The sequence below is a fragment of the Siphonobacter sp. SORGH_AS_0500 genome, from assembly GCF_002838835.1.
Lineage (GTDB): Bacteria > Bacteroidota > Bacteroidia > Cytophagales > Spirosomataceae > Siphonobacter.
Genome location: NZ_NHPP01000004.1, coordinates 269231 through 288028, shown reverse-complemented (window position 1 = coordinate 288028; position 18798 = coordinate 269231). Strand labels below are relative to the sequence as shown.

Annotated in this window: 16 protein-coding genes, 2 pseudogenes and 1 riboswitch; of the genes and pseudogenes, 10 read left to right on the top strand and 8 right to left on the bottom strand. The window is 44.3% G+C overall.

What is annotated here, in order from left to right:
* Positions 1-33 precede the first annotated feature (33 nt).
* The 3 genes from BWI96_RS06640 to BWI96_RS06630 form a co-directional block, all read right to left on the bottom strand.
* Positions 34-804 (bottom strand): FKBP-type peptidyl-prolyl cis-trans isomerase, encoded by a 771-nt coding sequence (locus BWI96_RS06640; protein ID WP_106635891.1) that lies wholly within the window; start codon positions 802-804, stop codon positions 34-36.
* A 262-nt stretch (positions 805-1066) separates the two neighbouring features.
* The gene (locus BWI96_RS06635) at positions 1067-2365 is read right to left on the bottom strand and encodes a sialate O-acetylesterase (protein ID WP_198555160.1); all 1299 of its coding nucleotides are present in this window, start codon (positions 2363-2365) and stop codon (positions 1067-1069) included.
* 455 nt (positions 2366-2820) lie between these two features.
* Positions 2821-5802: a DUF5689 domain-containing protein gene (locus BWI96_RS06630; RefSeq protein ID WP_106635889.1), complete on the bottom strand. Its 2982-nt coding sequence runs from the start codon at positions 5800-5802 to the stop codon at positions 2821-2823.
* 457 nt (positions 5803-6259) lie between these two features.
* Here BWI96_RS06630 and atpA point away from each other — a divergent pair, with 457 nt between their 5' ends.
* The 5 genes and pseudogenes from atpA to BWI96_RS06605 all read left to right on the top strand — a co-directional run bounded on the left by atpA (position 6260) and on the right by BWI96_RS06605 (position 11959).
* Positions 6260-7849 carry a F0F1 ATP synthase subunit alpha gene (atpA, locus tag BWI96_RS06625; protein WP_106635888.1) on the top strand — a complete coding sequence of 530 codons (1590 nt, stop codon included), beginning with the start codon at positions 6260-6262 and terminating at the stop codon, positions 7847-7849.
* A gap of 80 nt (positions 7850-7929) precedes the next feature.
* Positions 7930-8811, top strand: coding sequence for an ATP synthase F1 subunit gamma (atpG, locus tag BWI96_RS06620; protein WP_106635887.1), 882 nt, complete (start codon positions 7930-7932; stop codon positions 8809-8811).
* Between the two features lie 224 nt (positions 8812-9035).
* Positions 9036-9998 carry an alpha-E domain-containing protein gene (locus BWI96_RS06615; protein ID WP_106635886.1) on the top strand — a complete coding sequence of 321 codons (963 nt, stop codon included), beginning with the start codon at positions 9036-9038 and terminating at the stop codon, positions 9996-9998.
* 141 nt (positions 9999-10139) lie between these two features.
* Positions 10140-10885 (top strand): annotated as a pseudogene (locus BWI96_RS06610) (peptidase).
* A 222-nt stretch (positions 10886-11107) separates the two neighbouring features.
* Positions 11108-11959 carry a transglutaminase family protein gene (locus BWI96_RS06605; RefSeq protein WP_106635885.1) on the top strand — a complete coding sequence of 284 codons (852 nt, stop codon included), beginning with the start codon at positions 11108-11110 and terminating at the stop codon, positions 11957-11959.
* Between the two features lie 5 nt (positions 11960-11964).
* Here BWI96_RS06605 and BWI96_RS06600 read toward each other — a convergent pair whose 3' ends face one another.
* The 4 genes from BWI96_RS06600 to BWI96_RS06585 all read right to left on the bottom strand — a co-directional run bounded on the left by BWI96_RS06600 (position 11965) and on the right by BWI96_RS06585 (position 15253).
* Positions 11965-12216, bottom strand: a complete 252-nt coding sequence (locus BWI96_RS06600; RefSeq protein WP_106635884.1) for a NifU family protein — start codon at positions 12214-12216, stop codon at positions 11965-11967.
* Between the two features lie 90 nt (positions 12217-12306).
* Positions 12307-13416: an Mrp/NBP35 family ATP-binding protein gene (locus tag BWI96_RS06595; RefSeq protein WP_106635883.1), complete on the bottom strand. Its 1110-nt coding sequence runs from the start codon at positions 13414-13416 to the stop codon at positions 12307-12309.
* A 123-nt stretch (positions 13417-13539) separates the two neighbouring features.
* Positions 13540-14520: a GSCFA domain-containing protein gene (locus BWI96_RS06590; protein ID WP_157830244.1), complete on the bottom strand. Its 981-nt coding sequence runs from the start codon at positions 14518-14520 to the stop codon at positions 13540-13542.
* A gap of 52 nt (positions 14521-14572) precedes the next feature.
* Entirely contained in the window at positions 14573-15253 is a 681-nt protein-coding gene (locus BWI96_RS06585; RefSeq protein WP_106635881.1) for a YggS family pyridoxal phosphate-dependent enzyme, read from the bottom strand.
* A gap of 161 nt (positions 15254-15414) precedes the next feature.
* Here BWI96_RS06585 and BWI96_RS06580 point away from each other — a divergent pair, with 161 nt between their 5' ends.
* From BWI96_RS06580 to rplI, 4 genes and pseudogenes are all read left to right on the top strand, one after another.
* On the top strand, positions 15415-16389 hold the full coding sequence (locus BWI96_RS06580) for a hypothetical protein (RefSeq protein WP_106635880.1): 975 nt from the start codon (positions 15415-15417) through the stop codon (positions 16387-16389).
* A 212-nt stretch (positions 16390-16601) separates the two neighbouring features.
* Complete coding sequence (rpsF, locus tag BWI96_RS06575) at positions 16602-16964, top strand: 30S ribosomal protein S6 (protein WP_106635879.1); 363 nt, start codon at positions 16602-16604, stop codon at positions 16962-16964.
* An 84-nt stretch (positions 16965-17048) separates the two neighbouring features.
* Entirely contained in the window at positions 17049-17300 is a 252-nt protein-coding gene (gene rpsR / locus BWI96_RS06570) for a 30S ribosomal protein S18 (protein ID WP_106635878.1), read from the top strand.
* A gap of 88 nt (positions 17301-17388) precedes the next feature.
* Positions 17389-17831, top strand: a pseudogene (rplI, locus tag BWI96_RS06565) (50S ribosomal protein L9).
* A gap of 82 nt (positions 17832-17913) precedes the next feature.
* On the opposite strand, the gene BWI96_RS06560 reads toward rplI, so the two are convergent.
* Positions 17914-18252, bottom strand: coding sequence for a hypothetical protein (locus tag BWI96_RS06560; protein WP_106635877.1), 339 nt, complete (start codon positions 18250-18252; stop codon positions 17914-17916).
* Positions 18253-18396: 144 nt separating this feature from the next.
* Positions 18397-18491, top strand: a riboswitch (TPP riboswitch).
* A 91-nt stretch (positions 18492-18582) separates the two neighbouring features.
* Between BWI96_RS06560 and thiS the strand changes: the two genes are divergently transcribed.
* Positions 18583-18798 carry a sulfur carrier protein ThiS gene (thiS, locus tag BWI96_RS06555; RefSeq protein ID WP_232793604.1) on the top strand — a complete coding sequence of 72 codons (216 nt, stop codon included), beginning with the start codon at positions 18583-18585 and terminating at the stop codon, positions 18796-18798.

Genomic DNA, 18798 nt, shown 5'->3' with positions numbered 1-18798 from the left:
CTATAGGGATCGGGGGTTCAAACCAACGACTCTTTACTTTTCAATTTCTAATAATTCAACATCAAAAATCAGAGCTGAATACGGGGGAATCTGACCAGCGGCACGTTCGCCGTACGCCAACTGATAAGGGATGTAAAAACGGAATTTAGAACCCACTGGCATTAACTGTAAGCCTTCCTGCCAGCCCTGAATCACCCCGTTCAGTGGGAAGCTAATCGGTTCGCCACGTTCCACGGAGCTATCAAATACGGTTCCGTCAATTAAAGTACCGTGGTAATGCGTTTTTACTTTATCAGCCAGGGTTGGTTTTGCTCCATTACCCTGTTTCAAAATCTTGTATTCCAGTCCACTAGACGTAGTAACAACACTATCTTTCGTTTTGTTCTCTGCCAGGAATTTTTCTCCAGCCAAACGATTAGGCTCAAATTTCTTTGCGTTTTCAGCCTGAGCTTTAGCCTGCTCTGCTTCCTGCGAAGAACGCATTTTGGCACTGAAATTGGCAAGGGTGCTTTGGTATTGCTCCTGGGTCAGAGCGTATTTTTCATCCTTGGAATCCCGAACGGCTTTAGCCACCAGATCCAGGTTCAGATTAGTCAGCGAAGGGTTTTTCAGGCTACGGGCAATGTCCATACCAATGGCATAACTCACGGAATCCATCGACGTTTTCAAAGCAGACGCGGGGGACACAGCCGTCTTTGCAGCTACTGGTTTTTTAGCTACGGGTTTAGGAGCGGGTTTCTTCGTTTGTGCAAGGGCCGTTAACGAACAGGACACCAGAATAATAGCAATACTACTTTTTTTCATGAAGCAAACTTACTGATTTTGAAGTACAGGCCTTCTCAGAAAGGGATAGTTGGTAGTGAAATAAATTAAACGAACGAAGATAGAAATTACTTTTAATACCTATCTAAAACGTTAGCAATTGATGAAAATTATAGCGTAAAAAGGAAATTTGGCTTCCCTTCTTCCTAATAAATCTTAATAACGTGCCTGTATTGCCAAATTTTAACAAAAAAGCCGGAAATCCATTGCTGAATTTCCGGCTTTTGCTTCCTCGCTTAACTTTTCAGTTGGTTTGATACGTGAGTTTACCCCTGTTTACCAGCTTTTTCGCAAAGAACACGCCTTTAATGGTCACTTCGTGAGCCGCCTGAATCGTTACTTCCGTCGAGTAATTAGGCACACAATTGCAATTCCAGGTGGAGGGATCAGACCATGCACCCGTTTTTACCGAAGTGACTGCTGTTGGATTAGCCGTCACCGGAGCAGGCGTTTTGGCAATCATAGGCTGCGACTTTGATAAAAATGAAATGTTATTCTGAGGTTCAGTGATAGCCTTCACCCATGCGGCGGCGGCTTTTTTCTGCCCCGTCTGATTGAAGTGAATGATATCCATTCGACCGTCACTTTCAATAGTATTTAAATCTGCTCCCGCAAAAACATCACTTACTTTAGCCACTAAGTTTAGCTGGGCTTTCGTAATGTGTTCAGTATTGTTAGCATCCGATTGTTCATATTTTCCATAACATCTTCCCGCACTCCAGCAATCCTGGGCTACAAGCCAGGCCAGAGACTGGTAACCCAATTCCTGACGCGTTTTCTCAATAACCTTGATGTATTGATCTTCAAAATCTTTACCAACATTCAGGCGGTCATTTGAACCATGCCCAGAAAGGATGCCCCTAATTCCAGACTGTGGAGCGTATTTCTTTAAGACGTTCCTAATATTTACGTAAGGGTGCCGCAGGCTATACCGCACAAAACCATGATCAAAAGGAATGTCGTAAGCAGCCTTATACGTCATTTCAATGTTAGTTCCTCCAAAAGCCGCGTTGTAGAACAACACGGGAACATTTAACTTTTGCACGAGTGCCTCTCCCATTCGGCCCCAGAACCAGCGGGGAGCTCCCGGAGCCATGCCACATTCGAGACAAAGCTGCGAAGGAACCAGAGCCGGTAAATCATCCGGACTAGCTGTTTCATACCAGTAAGGAATATACGTCGGTGAAGACTCGCGAAAATCAATGCTGTTTACCTGATCCTGATAAACTGTATTGGACTCTTCATAGGGAATACTGGGACTATAGCCATCGCCTCCCTGTGCATTTGAATGGCCCACAATCAAGAACACTTCACCGATACCTACCTTTTCTACTCGAGCGACAGACCCTACCTGATTTTGACCTTTCATGCCCCGAATTTCAAGATCATATCGACCGCCGGTAGCCTGAATAAACCCATAAAAGACACCGTTCTCGGGATTAGTCTGAATGGTTTGCCAATCAACAGCAGTTCCTCCCTCACCTGTTCTTTTTAGTAAACGAGCCTGCACACGATCCACTGATTGTGCGATTTTTCCAGACATGTAAAGGGCAGCTTGGTTTGCATTGTTTCTCTGAATAACCATACGAGAAACGGGGTAAGTAACAGAAATCTGGGCTTTAGCCAAGAATGAAGATCCGATTGCCCAGGCAAAGAGGCAACCCCTGAAAAACGAATAAATGTTCTTCATTAGTTTAAGTAGTGTTTTTTTGGCGGAAACAACGGCTACCCAAATAATACTAGAGCAAGAGGGCAAACTCAGCTTTTTGTAGTAAAATAAGTGGCAAAAAATCGTTTCATCGGTACAACAATAGTAAATTATCAAAAGCTATTCTAGCATAAATGTATTTTTTAATCTCAAAAGAAAGTAAAGAGGAAGCCCTTAAGCAAGCTTCCTCTTCATTAAAAATCAACAAATTATTAGTCAAACAATTACTAATCAAAGACTAAACTTACGTTTCTCAATCTTCCCAGAAACTACTGAAAATTACGAGTTACTTATTGTTTAACTACTTTTCTGTAAGTCGTTGAATGGGCTGTACTAATCTTCAATAGGTATGAACCCGAAGCCAGCTCCGTCATTTGTATTTCATTGGTCAAAGACTTTTTCAGTAATACCCCTGACAAGCTATACAACTGAACTTCAACCAGACCCTTGCTATCTACTCTGATGACATTAGCAGTCGGGTTTGGACCTACCCGCAGGGCGTCTACTTCAACGGAGATTGCTCGTGAAACTTCAGCATTACCATTCACATCCATTTGCTTCAGGCGGTAATAATTCAGGCCACTTCCGGGGGTTTCGTCTAGGTACTGATAGCGAATTACCGAAGTGCTGTTTCCTTTACCTGCTACATTGGCTAATGTTTCAAAGTTCTGTCCGTCCTTACTCCGCTGAATTTCGAAATGGCTGTTGTTCTTTTCGCTCGCCGTAGCCCAGGTTAATTCCACCTGCTCCGCTTCGTTTAACTTTCCTTTGAAGTCCAGCCAGGTCACCGGAGTTGGATTATCAGCGGTGATTGATACTTGTGTAAACGTAGGATAGTGATCTGTAGTCGTATTAGCATAGTTACTCACGCTAGGACGCAGCGAGTAAATGCCATCTACCGAAACAACACTTGCCAGCGTACGCCCCCCTGAATTTGTAGAAACGATTTCATTTGAAACGAAAGCGTGATCGATATAATCAGAATAGCTAACCGTACTGGCACAGCCAGCAGTACTGAAAATCCGCGACAGACAGCTCCAGTTGGCATTTGGACGCGTATCGGCGATGTTGGTCGTAGCGGGATTCGCATACAGGAAAGCCTTTATACTACTGATTTGGTTGCTTCCCGCGATGGACTGATCTACGTCGTCGTTGAAGTCACCAGCCATGATGATTTTTTCAGAAGCAAATTGTGCCTGCAAGGAATCATACAGCACTTTATAGTCATAGACACGACGGTCATACGAAGCCACGTCTGAACCCGACTTGGCGTGTAACACGATGAAGTTCATTCGGGTCGCTTCGGTCGCAGAATTTAGCTTTACGTCTGCCTGGAACAGGAAGGGTAAACGACCAGAAGCCCAGAATTGTGAATTATTACCCGTAGGATAGTTCGTTACGGAAGCGTTCGTCAGTAAGGGACGAGAAGCCACTTTCGTGATCTGATCCGTACGATAAATGATACAAACCCGCTGCCCCATTGGATCAGGGCTGGCAACTTCTGAATACGAATAACGTGAAGAACACTCACCCGCATACTGACGAGTAGGATACGTAGCATTCAGGCCTTGAATTAACGCTCCGAATGAAGTGGAAGGATCGGAAGGGTTAGCCGCATTATAACTACAAACCTCCTGCAACATGAATACGTCCGAGCCAATGTTACTCAGTACGGTTTTCACGTTGTTCAACTGAAGCGTTTCGTTGGTGGGGCCATACTGCGTATTTCCTAGCCATTCCACGTTCCAGTTGGTTACTTCCAGTTTAGTTTCACTCGTCGAAGCCGTAGCCGTTCCGCAGCTTCCCCCCTGTAGAGGCGTTGAGCCAGGCACGTCTTCTACCGAACGGGGTAAGATTTGACAGCCATTATTAAAGATTGTTACGACACCCGTTGGTTTGAAAGCGGAAGAAGGGCGAGTCGCTCCCGAGAGATTCGTCGAACTTAAAACTCGCATAATAAGCCCGTTACTTAACGTATAGTTCGTATTGGATCCAAGAAAGGTTGTTCCTGCGGGACTCGAAACGGTTACATCTTCATTCAGAGTAATCAATTCTCCCTGATGGTTACATAAATCAGCAGGTGCAATGACCAGCGGAGTTACTGGATTATTAGCTGCCGTCGTCTTTTGAAAACAAGTTAAAGAAGCCAGTTCTTTTTCAGTATTGTATTCGGTAAGGTTTCCGGTCACTTGAACTTCATCTCCAACCCGAAGCTCTTCAGGTTGTTTGCCTGCGTTATCGTAAATTAAAATTCCGCCCGTAGCATCCTGAATATAAATGTTAGTACCGGAAAAAATTCCTGTAATTCTACCCGTCACCGTGAAGGTAGCCCCAACTGAACCAGCCCGAGCCGAAGAAATAGGGACAGATGCGGCGGCACAAGGCTCAGTACCCGTAGGCACTTGAGAGACATAACCACTTACTTTTACTACTACGTTAGCCGTTCCACCGGAAATAGTAAGATCACTTGTTCCAGAAGAAGGATAGGCTCCCGCAGGCAGTCCTGTCTTCAGGCGAACGTACAAAGGTGTACTGGCTAAAGCATTACTACTGTAAGATACCGAGAGGGTGTTACTGAAAGTGGTATTATCTAGTGAAATCTCAAAATTTTCAGGAGCAGTCAATGCAATAGAACCGCTGGCCGGATTAAGATTACGCCCCGACAAATTGAATGTTTTAGCATTTGATACGCTACTACCTTCTTCGTACGTCAGCGAAGAAACGGAAGATACTGAAGTCAATAAGGTAGGGGCAACACTATACCCTGTAAATAGGAAATCATCAATTCTGTGGTTACCACCATTAGAATTACCACTTTTTTTAATAATCCGAATTTTTACATTAGCATTGTTATCATAGTCCGTAGCATTTCCTGGCGTGCTAAAAGATATTTTACCGCAGGTAGTCGTTAAACTATAAGTACCTAATTCTACAAAGTTGCTCCCCGTATTGCCTGAAGAGATTTGAACGGCTAATACGTCACTCGTTCCGGTATTAGATGTTCTTGAATTGAAGCTGATCGTGAACGGACCGGTAAAGCCCGAAGTACTGGCGGCTATTTCAATATAATCGCCTGGGTCCCAGCTTTGAGCAGAATACCCGTCACCGGTACAGCCATTTTTCCCGATACTTGATAAACCACTGGCAGTCCAGCTACCTGCTGCGGGCGATTTTGTCGTAAAATCATACGACAAAATGGAATCCTGGGCAAAGCTTTGAAAATAACAGCTAAGGAAAAAGGCTGTTACAAAGAATTGTAAAAGTTTGTTCATGAGTGATTGATTAGTGTTCCAACTTAAGCAAATTTATCAATCACTCTAGAGTACTATATACTAAGTTTAATTAAGAAAACGTTAATTAGTAATAATTATTCATAAACATCAATTAATTCATATTTAAATCCTATTAATAGCCTTATAACTTTTAGTATGCGGCTTGTATAAGGGTTTCAGATTACTTATGAAGTTCTACTGTACTCTTACGAATCTATCTATACGTCAAAGAGATGAACTGTACTAAACACTTTATCTGTAAATTCAAATTATAAGTTTGCCTATAAACGCATTTTCTAAGAAAAGTATAAAATAAAGACAGGAAAAAGTTTCGATTACCTACGGAAAATCAAATTTCGTCGCTAATTTTGCGGGCGATTTCAGAGTTCATACTCTTTCCACACTCTGAAAACAGATTAATAACTCTGAGTTTCATATAACTTTCCAATACTGCTGTATGGCATCAGTTAGACCCGACGAGGTATCGGCGATATTACGGGAGCAACTTTCCGGAGCAAAGTCTGCCGCCGAACTCGAAGAAGTGGGTACGGTCCTCCAGATCGGTGACGGTGTGGCCCGTATTTACGGACTTTCAAATGTACAAGCCGGTGAGCTGCTCGCCTTTGAAAATGGCGTTAAAGCTCTGGCTCTTAACCTCGAAGAAGACAATGTCGGGGCCGTGTTATTAGGTGATTCTTCTGACATTAAAGAAGGTGACACCGTAAAACGGACTCGTCAAATCGCCTCCATCCGCGTGGGTGAAGGTATGCTTGGTCGTGTGGTTAATACCCTGGGCGAGCCTATCGACGGCAATGGCCCCATCGCTGGTCAATTATACGATATGCCTATCGAGCGTAAAGCTCCCGGCGTTATCTATCGCCAGCCTGTAACCGAACCGCTGCAATCAGGTATCAAAGCAATCGACGCCATGATTCCTGTAGGCCGTGGCCAACGGGAATTGATCATCGGTGACCGTCAAACGGGTAAAACTACCGTAGCGATCGATACCATCATTAACCAGAAAGAATTCTACGAAGCAGGTCAGCCTGTATATTGTATCTACGTGGCCTGCGGTCAGAAAGCCTCTACCATCAAACAGGTAGAACAAGCTCTTCGTAAAGCTGGTGCGATGGATTACACCGTGATCGTAGCCGCTGGTGCGTCTGACTCTGCTCCTATGCAGTTCTATGCTCCTTTTACGGGTGCTGCTATCGGTGAATTCTTCCGTGACTCAGGTCGTCCTGCTCTGGTCGTTTATGACGACTTATCGAAACAGGCCGTTGCTTACCGTACGGTTTCTCTGCTCCTTCGTCGTCCCCCCGGACGTGAAGCATACCCCGGAGACGTATTCTACCTGCACAGCCGTTTATTAGAGCGTGCCGCGAAAATCATCGCTAACGATGAGATCGCTGCTCAGATGAACGACTTACCAGAAAGCATTCGTCCCATCGTAAAAGGTGGCGGTTCGTTAACGGCCCTCCCCATCATCGAAACGCAGGCAGGTGACGTTTCTGCGTATATCCCAACGAACGTAATTTCGATTACTGACGGACAGATCTTCCTTGAGTCTAACCTCTTCAACGCCGGTATCCGCCCTGCAATCAACGTAGGTATCTCGGTAAGCCGCGTAGGTGGTAACGCTCAAATCAAATCGATGAAGAAAGTAGCGGGTACGCTGAAACTGGATCAGGCCCAATTCCGTGAGCTCGAAGCTTTCGCGAAATTCGGTTCTGACCTGGATGCGGCTACGAAACTGACCATCGAACGCGGTCGTCGTAACCTCGAAATTCTGATTCAGAAACAAGGAGCTCCTCAACGTGTAGAAGAACAAGTGGCCATGATCCACGTTTCTACCAAGGGCTTAATCGATAAAGTTCCGGTAAATCAGGTTCGCCAATTTGAAGCTGATTTTATCAACTTACTCCGTGATCAGAACGCGGACGTATTAAAACAACTGAAAGCAGGTAAGTACGATGATGCGATCACTTCAACCCTTGAAAAAGTGGCGAAAGAAGTATCACTCAAGTACGAACTGACTGTTGCCTGATCTGATGTTCGGTAGCCCATTGTCTGATTAGACAGTGGGCTAATCTACTCTCACTATCGAACGTCTCTTCATCGAACACCATGGCTAACTTAAAAGAAGTTCGTAACCGGATTGCCTCCGTAAACTCTACCCAGCAGATCACCAAAGCCATGAAAATGGTGGCGGCGGCTAAACTGCGTAGAGCCCAGGACAGCATCATTCAGATGCGGCCTTATGCTCATAAACTGGGCGAAATGCTGCAAACCGTTTCGGCGGGGGCTGAAGGTGCTCAGGAAAATCCCTACAAACAGGAAAGACCCATCGAGCGAGTTCTCATCGTGGTCATTACCTCTGATCGCGGTCTTTGCGGTGCGTTCAATGCGAACGTAAGTAAGGCTGCCCAGACGGTTATTAATCAAAAATACGCGGCTCAGCAGCAAGCAGGCAACGTACATATTTTATCGATCGGTAAAAAAGGTGGCGAGTTCTTTACTCGTCGTGGTTACAAAGTGAACCACGCCTACGAAGATACCTTTACCCGATTGAGCTTTACCGTTGTTCGTCAGGCGGCAGAAGACATCATGGCGGCTTTCGTCAAAGGCCAGTATGATATCGTAGAAATCGTTTTCAACGAATTCAAGAACGTTGCTACGCAGGTCATTCGCGTGGAGCAATTCTTACCCATCGTTGAAAAAGAAGCAGACGATAATGCAGTAAAAGGAGATTATATTTTTGAGCCTTCGGAAGAAGAAATCATTAAAGAACTCATTCCGAAATCACTCAAAATTCAATTATACCGGGCCGTTTTAGAATCCAATGCTTCTGAACACGGTGCCCGTATGACGGCCATGGACAAGGCTACTGATAACGCAGGTGAACTTTTAAAGAACCTTCGTATTGAGTATAACCGTTCTCGCCAGGCTGCCATTACTACTGAAATCCTTGAGATTGTGGCCGGTGCGGAAGCACTTGCCGGAGCATAATCTCCCGTTCTGGTATAAGCATAGACCCTCATTCGTTTCGAGTGAGGGTTTTTTGTTACCTTTCTCTATATTGCTGATTGATCTAATCCCCTTCAGGGATTACCTAAAAAATATAGTTTTAAATAAAACGGAATATTTCAGAATATAATTTTGAAATGACTATCATTTAAACCATATTGAGCCTTATTATTATTAATTAACCGAATATTATTCCCATTCAAGCTATGCTAAGTCGCGTTGCAAATTCTATTTACTGGTTAAATCGATACGTAGAAAGAGCGGATAATTATGCCCGATTTGTAGATGTTAATTTTAATCTGATGCTGGATTTACCGCCAGATGTAGAAGAACAATGGGAGCCGCTGATCATTGCCACCGCCGACAATAAACTTTTTTATAAGCATTACGAAACCACCAGTCGGGAGAATATTATTTTCTTCATGACGTTCGATCCCAAAAACCCTAATTCCATTCTAAGCTGTTTGCAAAACGCCCGCGAGAATGCCCGTACCATTCGGGAGGCCATTTCACGGGAAATGTGGGAACAGATTAATGCCTTATACTGGAAAGTTAAAGAAGCGGCCACGCAATCTAAAAATTGGGAAATGACTCATTTTCAGGATTTTTATGAGCATATCAAACTGGGCTGCCAGACGTTTTACGGGATCATTGAATCAACCATCACGCGTAATGAAGGATGGCATTTTGCCCGCCTTGGCCGAATGCTTGAAAGGGCCGATAAAACCACGCGTTTCCTGGATGTGAAATACTTTACGCTTCTGCCCGAAATAGCGGCGGTAGGCTCGCCACTCGATTTATTACTCTGGTCTTCGGTATTAAAGTCGGTTTCGGCTTATAACATGTATCGCCAGCGATTCAAGAATATGTCCCCCGCTCACATTGTAGAGTTTCTGATTCTGGAAAAAAACTTCCCCCGGTCAGTAATGCACTCGCTGAAACGGGCTGAACTTTCACTATACGAAATCTCCGGGGGATATATCGGCAACAGCTACACTAACCCAGCCGAACATTTGTTAAGTAAACTTCGCAGTGAGGTTGAATTCATGACGATCGAGGACGTTTTCAGCTCGGGCCTGCATGAATTTCTGGATAACTTCCAGTCAAAAAACAATCAGGTAGGAAAAGCGATTTTCGAAACTTATTTTGATTTAAAACCTGTCATTTAGTTTGGCAAAGGCAAGACAATCCCTTATCTATGCTCCGACAAACATTTACTTTTGTTAGGGTTTCTGTTCTCCTGTAAAAGATCAGTCATGACATTGATTACCAAAATCAAAACCTAACGCTAGAAGCACCCATTACCACTTATGACGTATTGTCTGGGCATAAAAACCAAAACTGGGCTAGTCGCTCTGGCGGATACTCGCCTCACGTCTGGTTCTGAAGTAACGACCAATAAAAAGATTTCTATTCACGAAGTAGAGCACCATTCCTTATTCATCATGACTTCCGGCCTGCGTTCCGTGCGGGATAAGGCCATTACCTATTTTCAGGAAGTTATTGCCGAAAGAGACGCGAACTTCAACAAACTATACAAGGCCGTTAATGCCTTTGGTGAGCAGGTCAGGCGAGTAGCCCGGGAGGATAAATCAGCGTTGGCCGAAGCGGGACTTTCTTTCAATTTGTACGCCATCGTGGGCGGACAATTGCAGGACGACGACGAGCATAAGTTATACATGCTTTATCCCGAAGGAAACTGGATTGAGGTGGGACCCAACACTCCTTTTTTATCATTGGCAATACGGGCTACGGTACCCCTATCCTACGCCGGAGCCTACGCTTTGAGACTTCCCTTCAGGACGCTTTAAAAATTGGCTTTTTGTCCTTTGATTCTACGCGGGTTAGTGCGAACGATGTAGATTTTCCAATTGATGTGGCCGTTTACGAAAAAGACAGTTTTCACATGCATGAGCATCGTTTTGAAAAAGAAGACGTCGAACAAATTGCTCACCAGTGGGGAGCATTACTCCTATCGTCTGTCCAACGACTACCCAGTGACTGGATGGCTCCCATATTCGAATCTCAGAAAAACCTGGTAAGCGACCGGACTTAACTACTGAAGCTTTTGTGGCTAGAAAAAGGATAATGGACTCATTATCCTTTTTTCATTTTTACTGCAATATCCATTCAAGAGATTGCTAAAATGCGGTAGATCCATTGGATAAATAACCCATATACCATATCTTGCATGTAAGCCCTTTACCTTTCTTTCACTGCTCTCGAAGGGACTGATTGGTTTTTCTCCTTATGTTTTCCTTAAAACCTCTTAGCGTCAATGCTTTATCGTGTACGTCATCAACTGAACTATACCTATTCTTCGGCGGTAACCCTGAGTCCCCACCGGATTTATTTACAGCCTCGATCAACGGCCTTTCAGTCATTAAAGAGCACGAAAATTCAGATCTTACCGGAGCCTGACAAGACGGTTCAAATTTCTGATACCGAAGGGAATACTCAACATTTGTTATTCTTCAGCGTACCTACCAATCAACTTCAATTCATAGCTGAGTCGGAAGTAGAAACGAGCTTATCCAATCCTTTCGATTTTATTCTTTACCCCTTTGAATTTCAGAAGTTACCTATCAAGTACTCCCAAGAGGAACGGAAATTATTAACGCCGTATCTGGAAAAAGAAGGCATTACGCCCTCCGTCGAGCAGTTCACTAAACTCATTGCCACGGAATCTCGCTGGGATACCCTGCAATTCCTGATTCGACTCAATGAATTTATCAACGAAGAATTTAACTACGAAATTCGCGAAACAGGCTTTCCTCAGGAGCCGGACTATACCCTTCAGAACCGCAAAGGTTCCTGTCGCGACTATGCTAGTTTATACATGGCCTGTTGCCGGAGTCTGGGGCTGGCTTCCCGGTTTGTAAGCGGTTACTACATCGGCTCTTCGGATGCTCCGCAATACCTTCACGCCTGGGCAGAAGTATATTTACCCGGAGCGGGCTGGCGAGGTTTTGATCCTACGCAAAACTGTCTGGCAGCAGAATCACATCTAGTGCTGGCCGTTTCAGCATCCCCGGAAATGATAAGTCCGGTACACGGGAAGTATACCGGACAGGCAGAATCAAGTCTGGAGGCTACCGTAACGGTTACTCCAGCGGAAATATTATACTAAGACCGTTATAAGTTCACGGCAACAATGCTTGATATTTCGGGCACCTGACGGCGGATGGCATCTTCAATGCCTCCGCGGAAGGTCATAGCTGACATAGAGCAGGACCCACAGGCTCCCAATAACTCCAGCTTAACGGTGTTATCATCCGTAATTTCGATGATACGGACATTACCACCATCGGCTTCCAAATACGGACGAATACTGTTTAAGGCCTGTTCTACTTTCCCTGATAGTGGATGTTCGAGATTCGTTTCCATTATAGTCTGATAATGCTTTTGATCTGTCTGAATTATATATTCAGAGGCAGAGTGTTCCAATAATTTATGAATACTCCTGTTTTTTGCTTCTTATACTGTCATTTCAACGGGCTTGGTCTTCTCAAGCGTTGCGTTTCGAATGGCTACCTGCTGAGCTAATTTTTCAGCCGTTTTCTGGAAAGCCACCGCCGTCAAACTATCGATTTGAGTAGCCGCAGGTTTTCCTTCGTCGCCAGCCTCACGAATACCCTGAACCAACGGAATTTCTCCTAAGAAGGGCATTTCATAATGTTCAGCCAGCCATTTACCACCGCCTTTACCGAACAGATAATACCGATTGTCAGGTAATTCAGCAGGCGTAAAATAGGCCATATTTTCGACGATTCCCAGAACCGGAACGTTAATTTGTGGCTGAAGGAACATTTGCAGTCCTTTTTTAGCATCAGCTAAAGCCACTTTCTGAGGGGTCGTAACAATGACCGCACCCGTGATTGGAGCCGACTGCACCAGCGTCAGGTGAATATCGCCCGTTCCGGGAGGTAAGTCGATTAACAAATAATCCAGTTCACCCCAGTTTACGTCCCCCATCAACTGCTTCAGAGCCTGGCTGGCCATCGGACCACGCCACACCATCGGACTGTCGGCAGGAACCAAAAATCCCATCGAAATCATTTTAATCCCATACTGAAGAATGGGATTAATCATGTTTTTACCCTCTAGTACCGTTACGGTTGGTTGCAGATCTTCCGCACCAAACATCACCGGAATCGAAGGACCATAAATGTCAGCGTCCAGAATTCCGACTTTAGCTCCTGAATTTTTCAGAGCAATCGCCAGGTTTGCCGTTACGGTCGACTTTCCTACCCCACCTTTGCCGGAAGCAATGGCGATGACGTTCTTCACCGTTGACAGTACTGTTTTATTTCCGAAAGCTGTCGTTGTTACGTCAGCCGTCATATGAATTACCACCCGTAATTCGGGGTCAACCAACTCATGAATGGCATCTTCACAACGCTGACGAATAACCTCCTTCAGGGGACAAGCCGGGGTTGTTAATACCACCGTAAAACGTACTTCACCCACGCCCAACTCCACATCCTTGATCATGTTCAAGGTAACCAAATCCTTCTTTAAGTCCGGTTCTTCAACGGTCCCTAAAGCTTTAATAATATCTTCTTTCTTAATTCGTAATTCGCCCATAAAGTAAGATTCATCAATGGAGGTTTAATCCTTTAAAACCCGCCCATTCGTAACCACAAAGGTAACCAGTAAGTTTCGTAGCACCTTGTTTATCTTCCTGTATTTCCCCTATTTAGAAGCATTTTATAGCCGGATATTGCTCAGGCGACGCTCAATCTCGCTTACTTCCATTTGCGTATTTACAGGTAATTGAAGAAAATCGGTTTTTAGTTTTTCCAGAAAGCTTTGATAAGTACCCGTGTTTGGTTGGAAAGGCCGGTGGTTCAGGGCTTTAGTAAGCCGTTGCCATTCTTTTGCAAACTGACTTAGCTCTTTACTAAAATACGTTTGCTGAAATTTTTCGAAGATATACTCTTCAGCCATTTCGCTGGGATGAACCAGATCGGTTTCATAAAATCGGTAATCCCGCAAATCGTCCAGTAGTAACTCATAGGCTGGGAAATAGGCAGTGTCCTGGTAATCGGTAATCAGGTAATGACAGGCCGCCCGCAGGATGGACTTACTCACTGAATTCTCCATCATGCCGTCTTTAGCATGACGTACGGGACTTACGGTTAAGAGAATACGTAAACCCGGATTTATTTGCTTCAGTAAGGTATATACGTTACCAAATTCCTTACAAATCGTTTTAACGCTTAACAAGTCTTTCGTAAAAATCCGGGCAGGCTGTTTGTGGCAGTTGGCTACGTAAGCAGGCGTATCATTCAGCTGATACACCCACGAAGAACCTAAAGTCAGAATTAATACCTGAGCTTTAGACAGATTTTCTTTTAAAGATACTAACTGATTAGTAATTAGCCGATTAAGCTCTTCCTGATTAGAAGCAGAAATCGAGGAATGGAAATCGTAATGCAACCACTGTCCCTCCCTTTCCAAAAATAACCGAGGATCCGCAGGCTGGTCTTTCAAGGCATTGGACAGGATTTTAAATAAGGCCACTGGGCTAAACAGCGTACCAAACGGCTGATACAAACCTGCCATTTTATACTGTCGCAAACGCGTTCCGACGACTTCAGCGAAACAGGAACCCATCGAAACGACGCTCGAATCCAGGTTGATTTTCCAATCAGAAGCAGGAATAGTGAATTCGGTTCTGAAGTTCATGGGAAAGAAAAAAGGAAGGTCTCCAGCCTTTTTCTGAAAACCTTCCGGTTGATTATTCGGCGTATTCGCGGGCTCCAAAAATGGCACTACCTACGCGAATCAGCGTGCTTCCTTCCTGCAGGGCAGCTTCGTAATCACCGCTCATTCCCATGGAAAGTTCCTGCAACTGACAACGATCCGTCTGCGGAACCGTTGCCTTCATACGATCAAAAAACTGCTTCAATCCCCGGAATTCCATTCGTACCTGAATGTTATCTTCGGTATTCGAAGCCATTCCCATTAACCCTACAATCCGCACATTCTGTAAACCATTCAGAGCTTCTGAATGTAGGGCCGCCTCTGCCTCCTGAAAACTGAATCCAAATTTTGTTTCTTCGGTGGCAATATGAATTTGCAATAAGCAGTCAATCACCCGTTTAGCTTTTCCAGCCTGCTTGTTAATCTCCAGCAATAATTTGAAACTATCTACGGAATGAATCAAGGATACAAAGGGAGCAATCGGCTTGACTTTATTTGTTTGCAGGTGGCCAATCATGTGCCACTGGATGTCTTCGGGAAGTTGCTTCCACTTATCTACCATCTCCTGCACTTTGTTTTCTCCAAAAATTCGGGCTCCAGCTTCGTAAGCTTCACGAAGCGTTTCTACGGGGTGAGTTTTGGTAACGGCAATCAAACGAGCTGGATAACCAGCCATGTTTTTTTTAATTGTATTCAGATTTTCAGCTACGCTCATTCTATAATTGTTTCCACAAAAGTAGTGGTAAACTCGTCAACGGCCTACCACTTTTAGGGGACAACGTTAAATTTCTAATTCGGTTTTCCTGGATAAGTTGTTGACTTGTTCCGTCTTAGCCGTAGTTTTGTCTACCCGTACCTCCATTTTATTACAAACGCATGGAACCTTACGATTATACCCGCTCAACACCACAGAAAGACTCTGACAAAAAAAATTACTTCATTGCTGCCCTTGTTGTTATGGGTGGACTTGTGGCCATTCTGGGCTTCCTGTACTTTAACGAAAGGAATGAACGGGAGACGCTTTCGTCCCGGACAGTAGCTCAACAACGCGAGATCATCAAGACCAATACCAAGCTCGACTCCATATCGACGCAACTGGATGCTAAAATTGCTGAAATCCGTATGCTGGGTGGTAATATCGACGAGTTAATGCAACTGAAAACCAAACTCGAAATCGATAAACAAAACATCATAAACGCCACTGAAGCCGATATCAAAAAGTACGAAGCGAAGATCAAGGAATACAACGTAATTCTGGCCCAGAAGGACAAAGACATTGTTAAACTTCGGGAAGAAAACGGGCTCCTCACTACTCAAAATCAGGAACTGACTACCAATAACGAAGGACTGAAAACGGAAATCGAAAAGACCAAACAGTCTTACGGTGATTCGCTCAGCACCTTGAAGACTAATAATAAGGAACTGACTGATAAAATTAACATTGCTGCCGCTCTGAAAGCTCAGAACGTGATGGTGTATGCCATTAACTCGAACGGCAAGCAGCGGGAAAAAATCAAAGCGGATAAGATTGATCAGATTCGAATTGCTTTTGGTTTGGGCGATAATGCCCTGACCGAGAAAAACGAAAAGGAAATTTACGTACGAGTGCTGGATCCTTCGGGAGCTATTATTTCTGATATGGCGACGGGCTCCGGCACTTTTATGTATCAGAACAAGGAGATGATTTTTACCACCAAGAAAGACATTACCTACCAGGGCAATGGGCAGCAGGTGGATGTCATTTATAAACGTGGCATTCCATTCAAAAAGGGTAAACACCAGATTGAGCTGTTCTCGGAAGGCGTGAAAATTGGCGAAGGCACGTTTGAAGTGCGTAGCGGTTTGTTTTAAGTTCTTGTTCAATTCAGAAATGTCAAAGCTTCAACCTTTCCGGTTGAAGCTTTTTTTGACTTAAGTTATACCGTGTATCTGCGTTAATCTTCTCTCCTACAATTAATTATAAAATATTTAAGGGCAGCGTTTTATTATTATAGATAAAGTATGTACTTTTGCGGCTCGATTTTCGATTAATATTAATTTTTTCACATTTTCCGTACTAACACATGTCACAAAAACAGTACGAGACAGTATTCATCCTTACTCCCGTTTTGTCTGACGTCCAGACGAAGGATGCTGTCGACAAATTCAAAAAAATTCTTACGGATAACGGTTCAGAACTGATCCACGAAGAGTCTTGGGGCCTGAAAAAACTGGCTTACCCTATTCAAGGAAAAGGAACTGGCTTTTATTTCCTGGTAGAATTCAAAGCGAACCCAGACGTAATCGCTACTCTCGAAACAGAATACCGTCGTGATGAGCGAGTGATGCGTTTCCTTACTATCTCTCTGGACAAACACGCGATTGCTTACAACGAACGCAAGCGTAAAGGTCTGGTAGGTAAGAAACAAGAAGCTTCCGCTGAATAGTTAATCGTTAGTAGTTATTCGTTGCTGGTTGTTTGATCTAACAACTATCAACTAATAACCATCAACTAAAATCATTTCACGACCATGTCATTACAAAACGAACCTCTGGATAAAAACCAGAACCGCAAAAAATATGACCGCTTCAAGAAAGCCGGCATTAAATACATTGATTACAAGGATCCTAACTTCCTTCTCAAGTTATTGAATGAGCAAGGCAAGATTCTTCCCCGTCGTATTACTGGTACTACGCTGAAGAACCAACGCAAAGTAGCTCAGGCTGTGAAGCGTGCCCGTCACATTGGGTTATTACCATACGTTGGCGATTCTCTGAAGTAGTTGGCCGTTGTCTGTCTACAGTTTTCAGAAAAACTGACCACGGACAACCGAAAACTGGAAACTCATAAAACTCATTTAATTTAAAGAAATGGAAGTTATTCTCAAAACCGATATCGCGGGATTGGGTTATAAGAACGATTTAGTAGCAGTGAAAGCTGGCTACGGTCGTAACTACCTCATTCCCCAAGGATTCGCAGTAATGGCCAGCGAAGCCAACAAAAAATCCTTGCTGAAAACATTAAGCAAGCTGCTCACAAAGCCGAGAAACTGAAAAAAGATGCTGAAGAATTAGCAGCTTCTATCGGTGATCTGACGCTGGAAATTCCTGCTAAAGTAGGTGAAAGCGGACGTATCTTCGGTCGTGTAACGAACACTCAAATCTCTGACGCTCTGAAAGCAAAAGGTTTTGAAGTAGATCGTAAGAAAATCACGCTTGACTCTGAAGTTAAGTCACTCGGCGATTACTCTGCTACGCTTGATCTTCACAAAGAAGTGAAGCACAAAGTAGCTTTCGTTATCGTAGGCGAATAAGCTTTAGCTCTTCATATATGAAAGCCCCCACTGGTTTATACTGGTGGGGGCTTTCTGCGTTATATTTTTACCGGCAGTATTTTTATACTTTCATTCCAGATTTTCTTGGCTTCCTATGACTTATTGCTGCCAGCGAAAAAGCTGGCAGCGACATTTTAAGCAACGTAGTCCGGCCCGCTTTTAACCCACTTTCATCTCGGTTGCCGCTGCCAGCTCTTCTGCTGGCAGCATTTCTCCCCTTCCATTCCAAAGCTTCTCGGCTTCCTATTGACTTATTGGCTGCCAGCGAAAAAGCTGGCAGCGACATTTTAAGCAACGTAATCCGGCCCGCTTTTAACCCACTTTCATCTCGGTTGCCGCTGCCAGCTTTTCCGCTGGCAGCATTTCTCCCCTTCCATCTCAAATCTTCTCGGCTTCCCATAACCTAATTACTACCAGTAAAAACTAATCGAACCACGCTGGCCGTAGCATTGCTAAGCCCTAGACACACCTGGCCTTTTTAGTTAAAAAATTACGTTCATTCTTTGAAAGCTAATAAGTCTTTCTACCTTTGCCTCGCTGAAAAGCCAAACTTTAGGGGTGCCCGTTGAATTGGGCTGAGACATACCCTTTGAACCTGACCAGGTTAGGACCTGCGTAGGGAAAAGTGAGGATCTTACATTCTTTCTGGAAACATGTCCGTATGCACGGGTGTTTTCGTTGCTCTCCTCGCAAATTTTCTGTCTCCCCTGGGCTTGTGCTTTCATGCGACATGAAACGCATTATGACCGTATTTGTCAACAACCAAGCCGTTCTTACGCCAGAGGCTACGTCTCTGCGTTCGCTGTTGACGCAACTGGCCCTCGCCGAAAAAAAAGGCATTGCCGTTGCCGTTAACAATGCCATTGTTCCCCGTCTTGCCTGGGAACATTTTATCGTATCCGAGAACGAGAAAATCACCATTCTTCAAGCCACTCAGGGAGGTTAA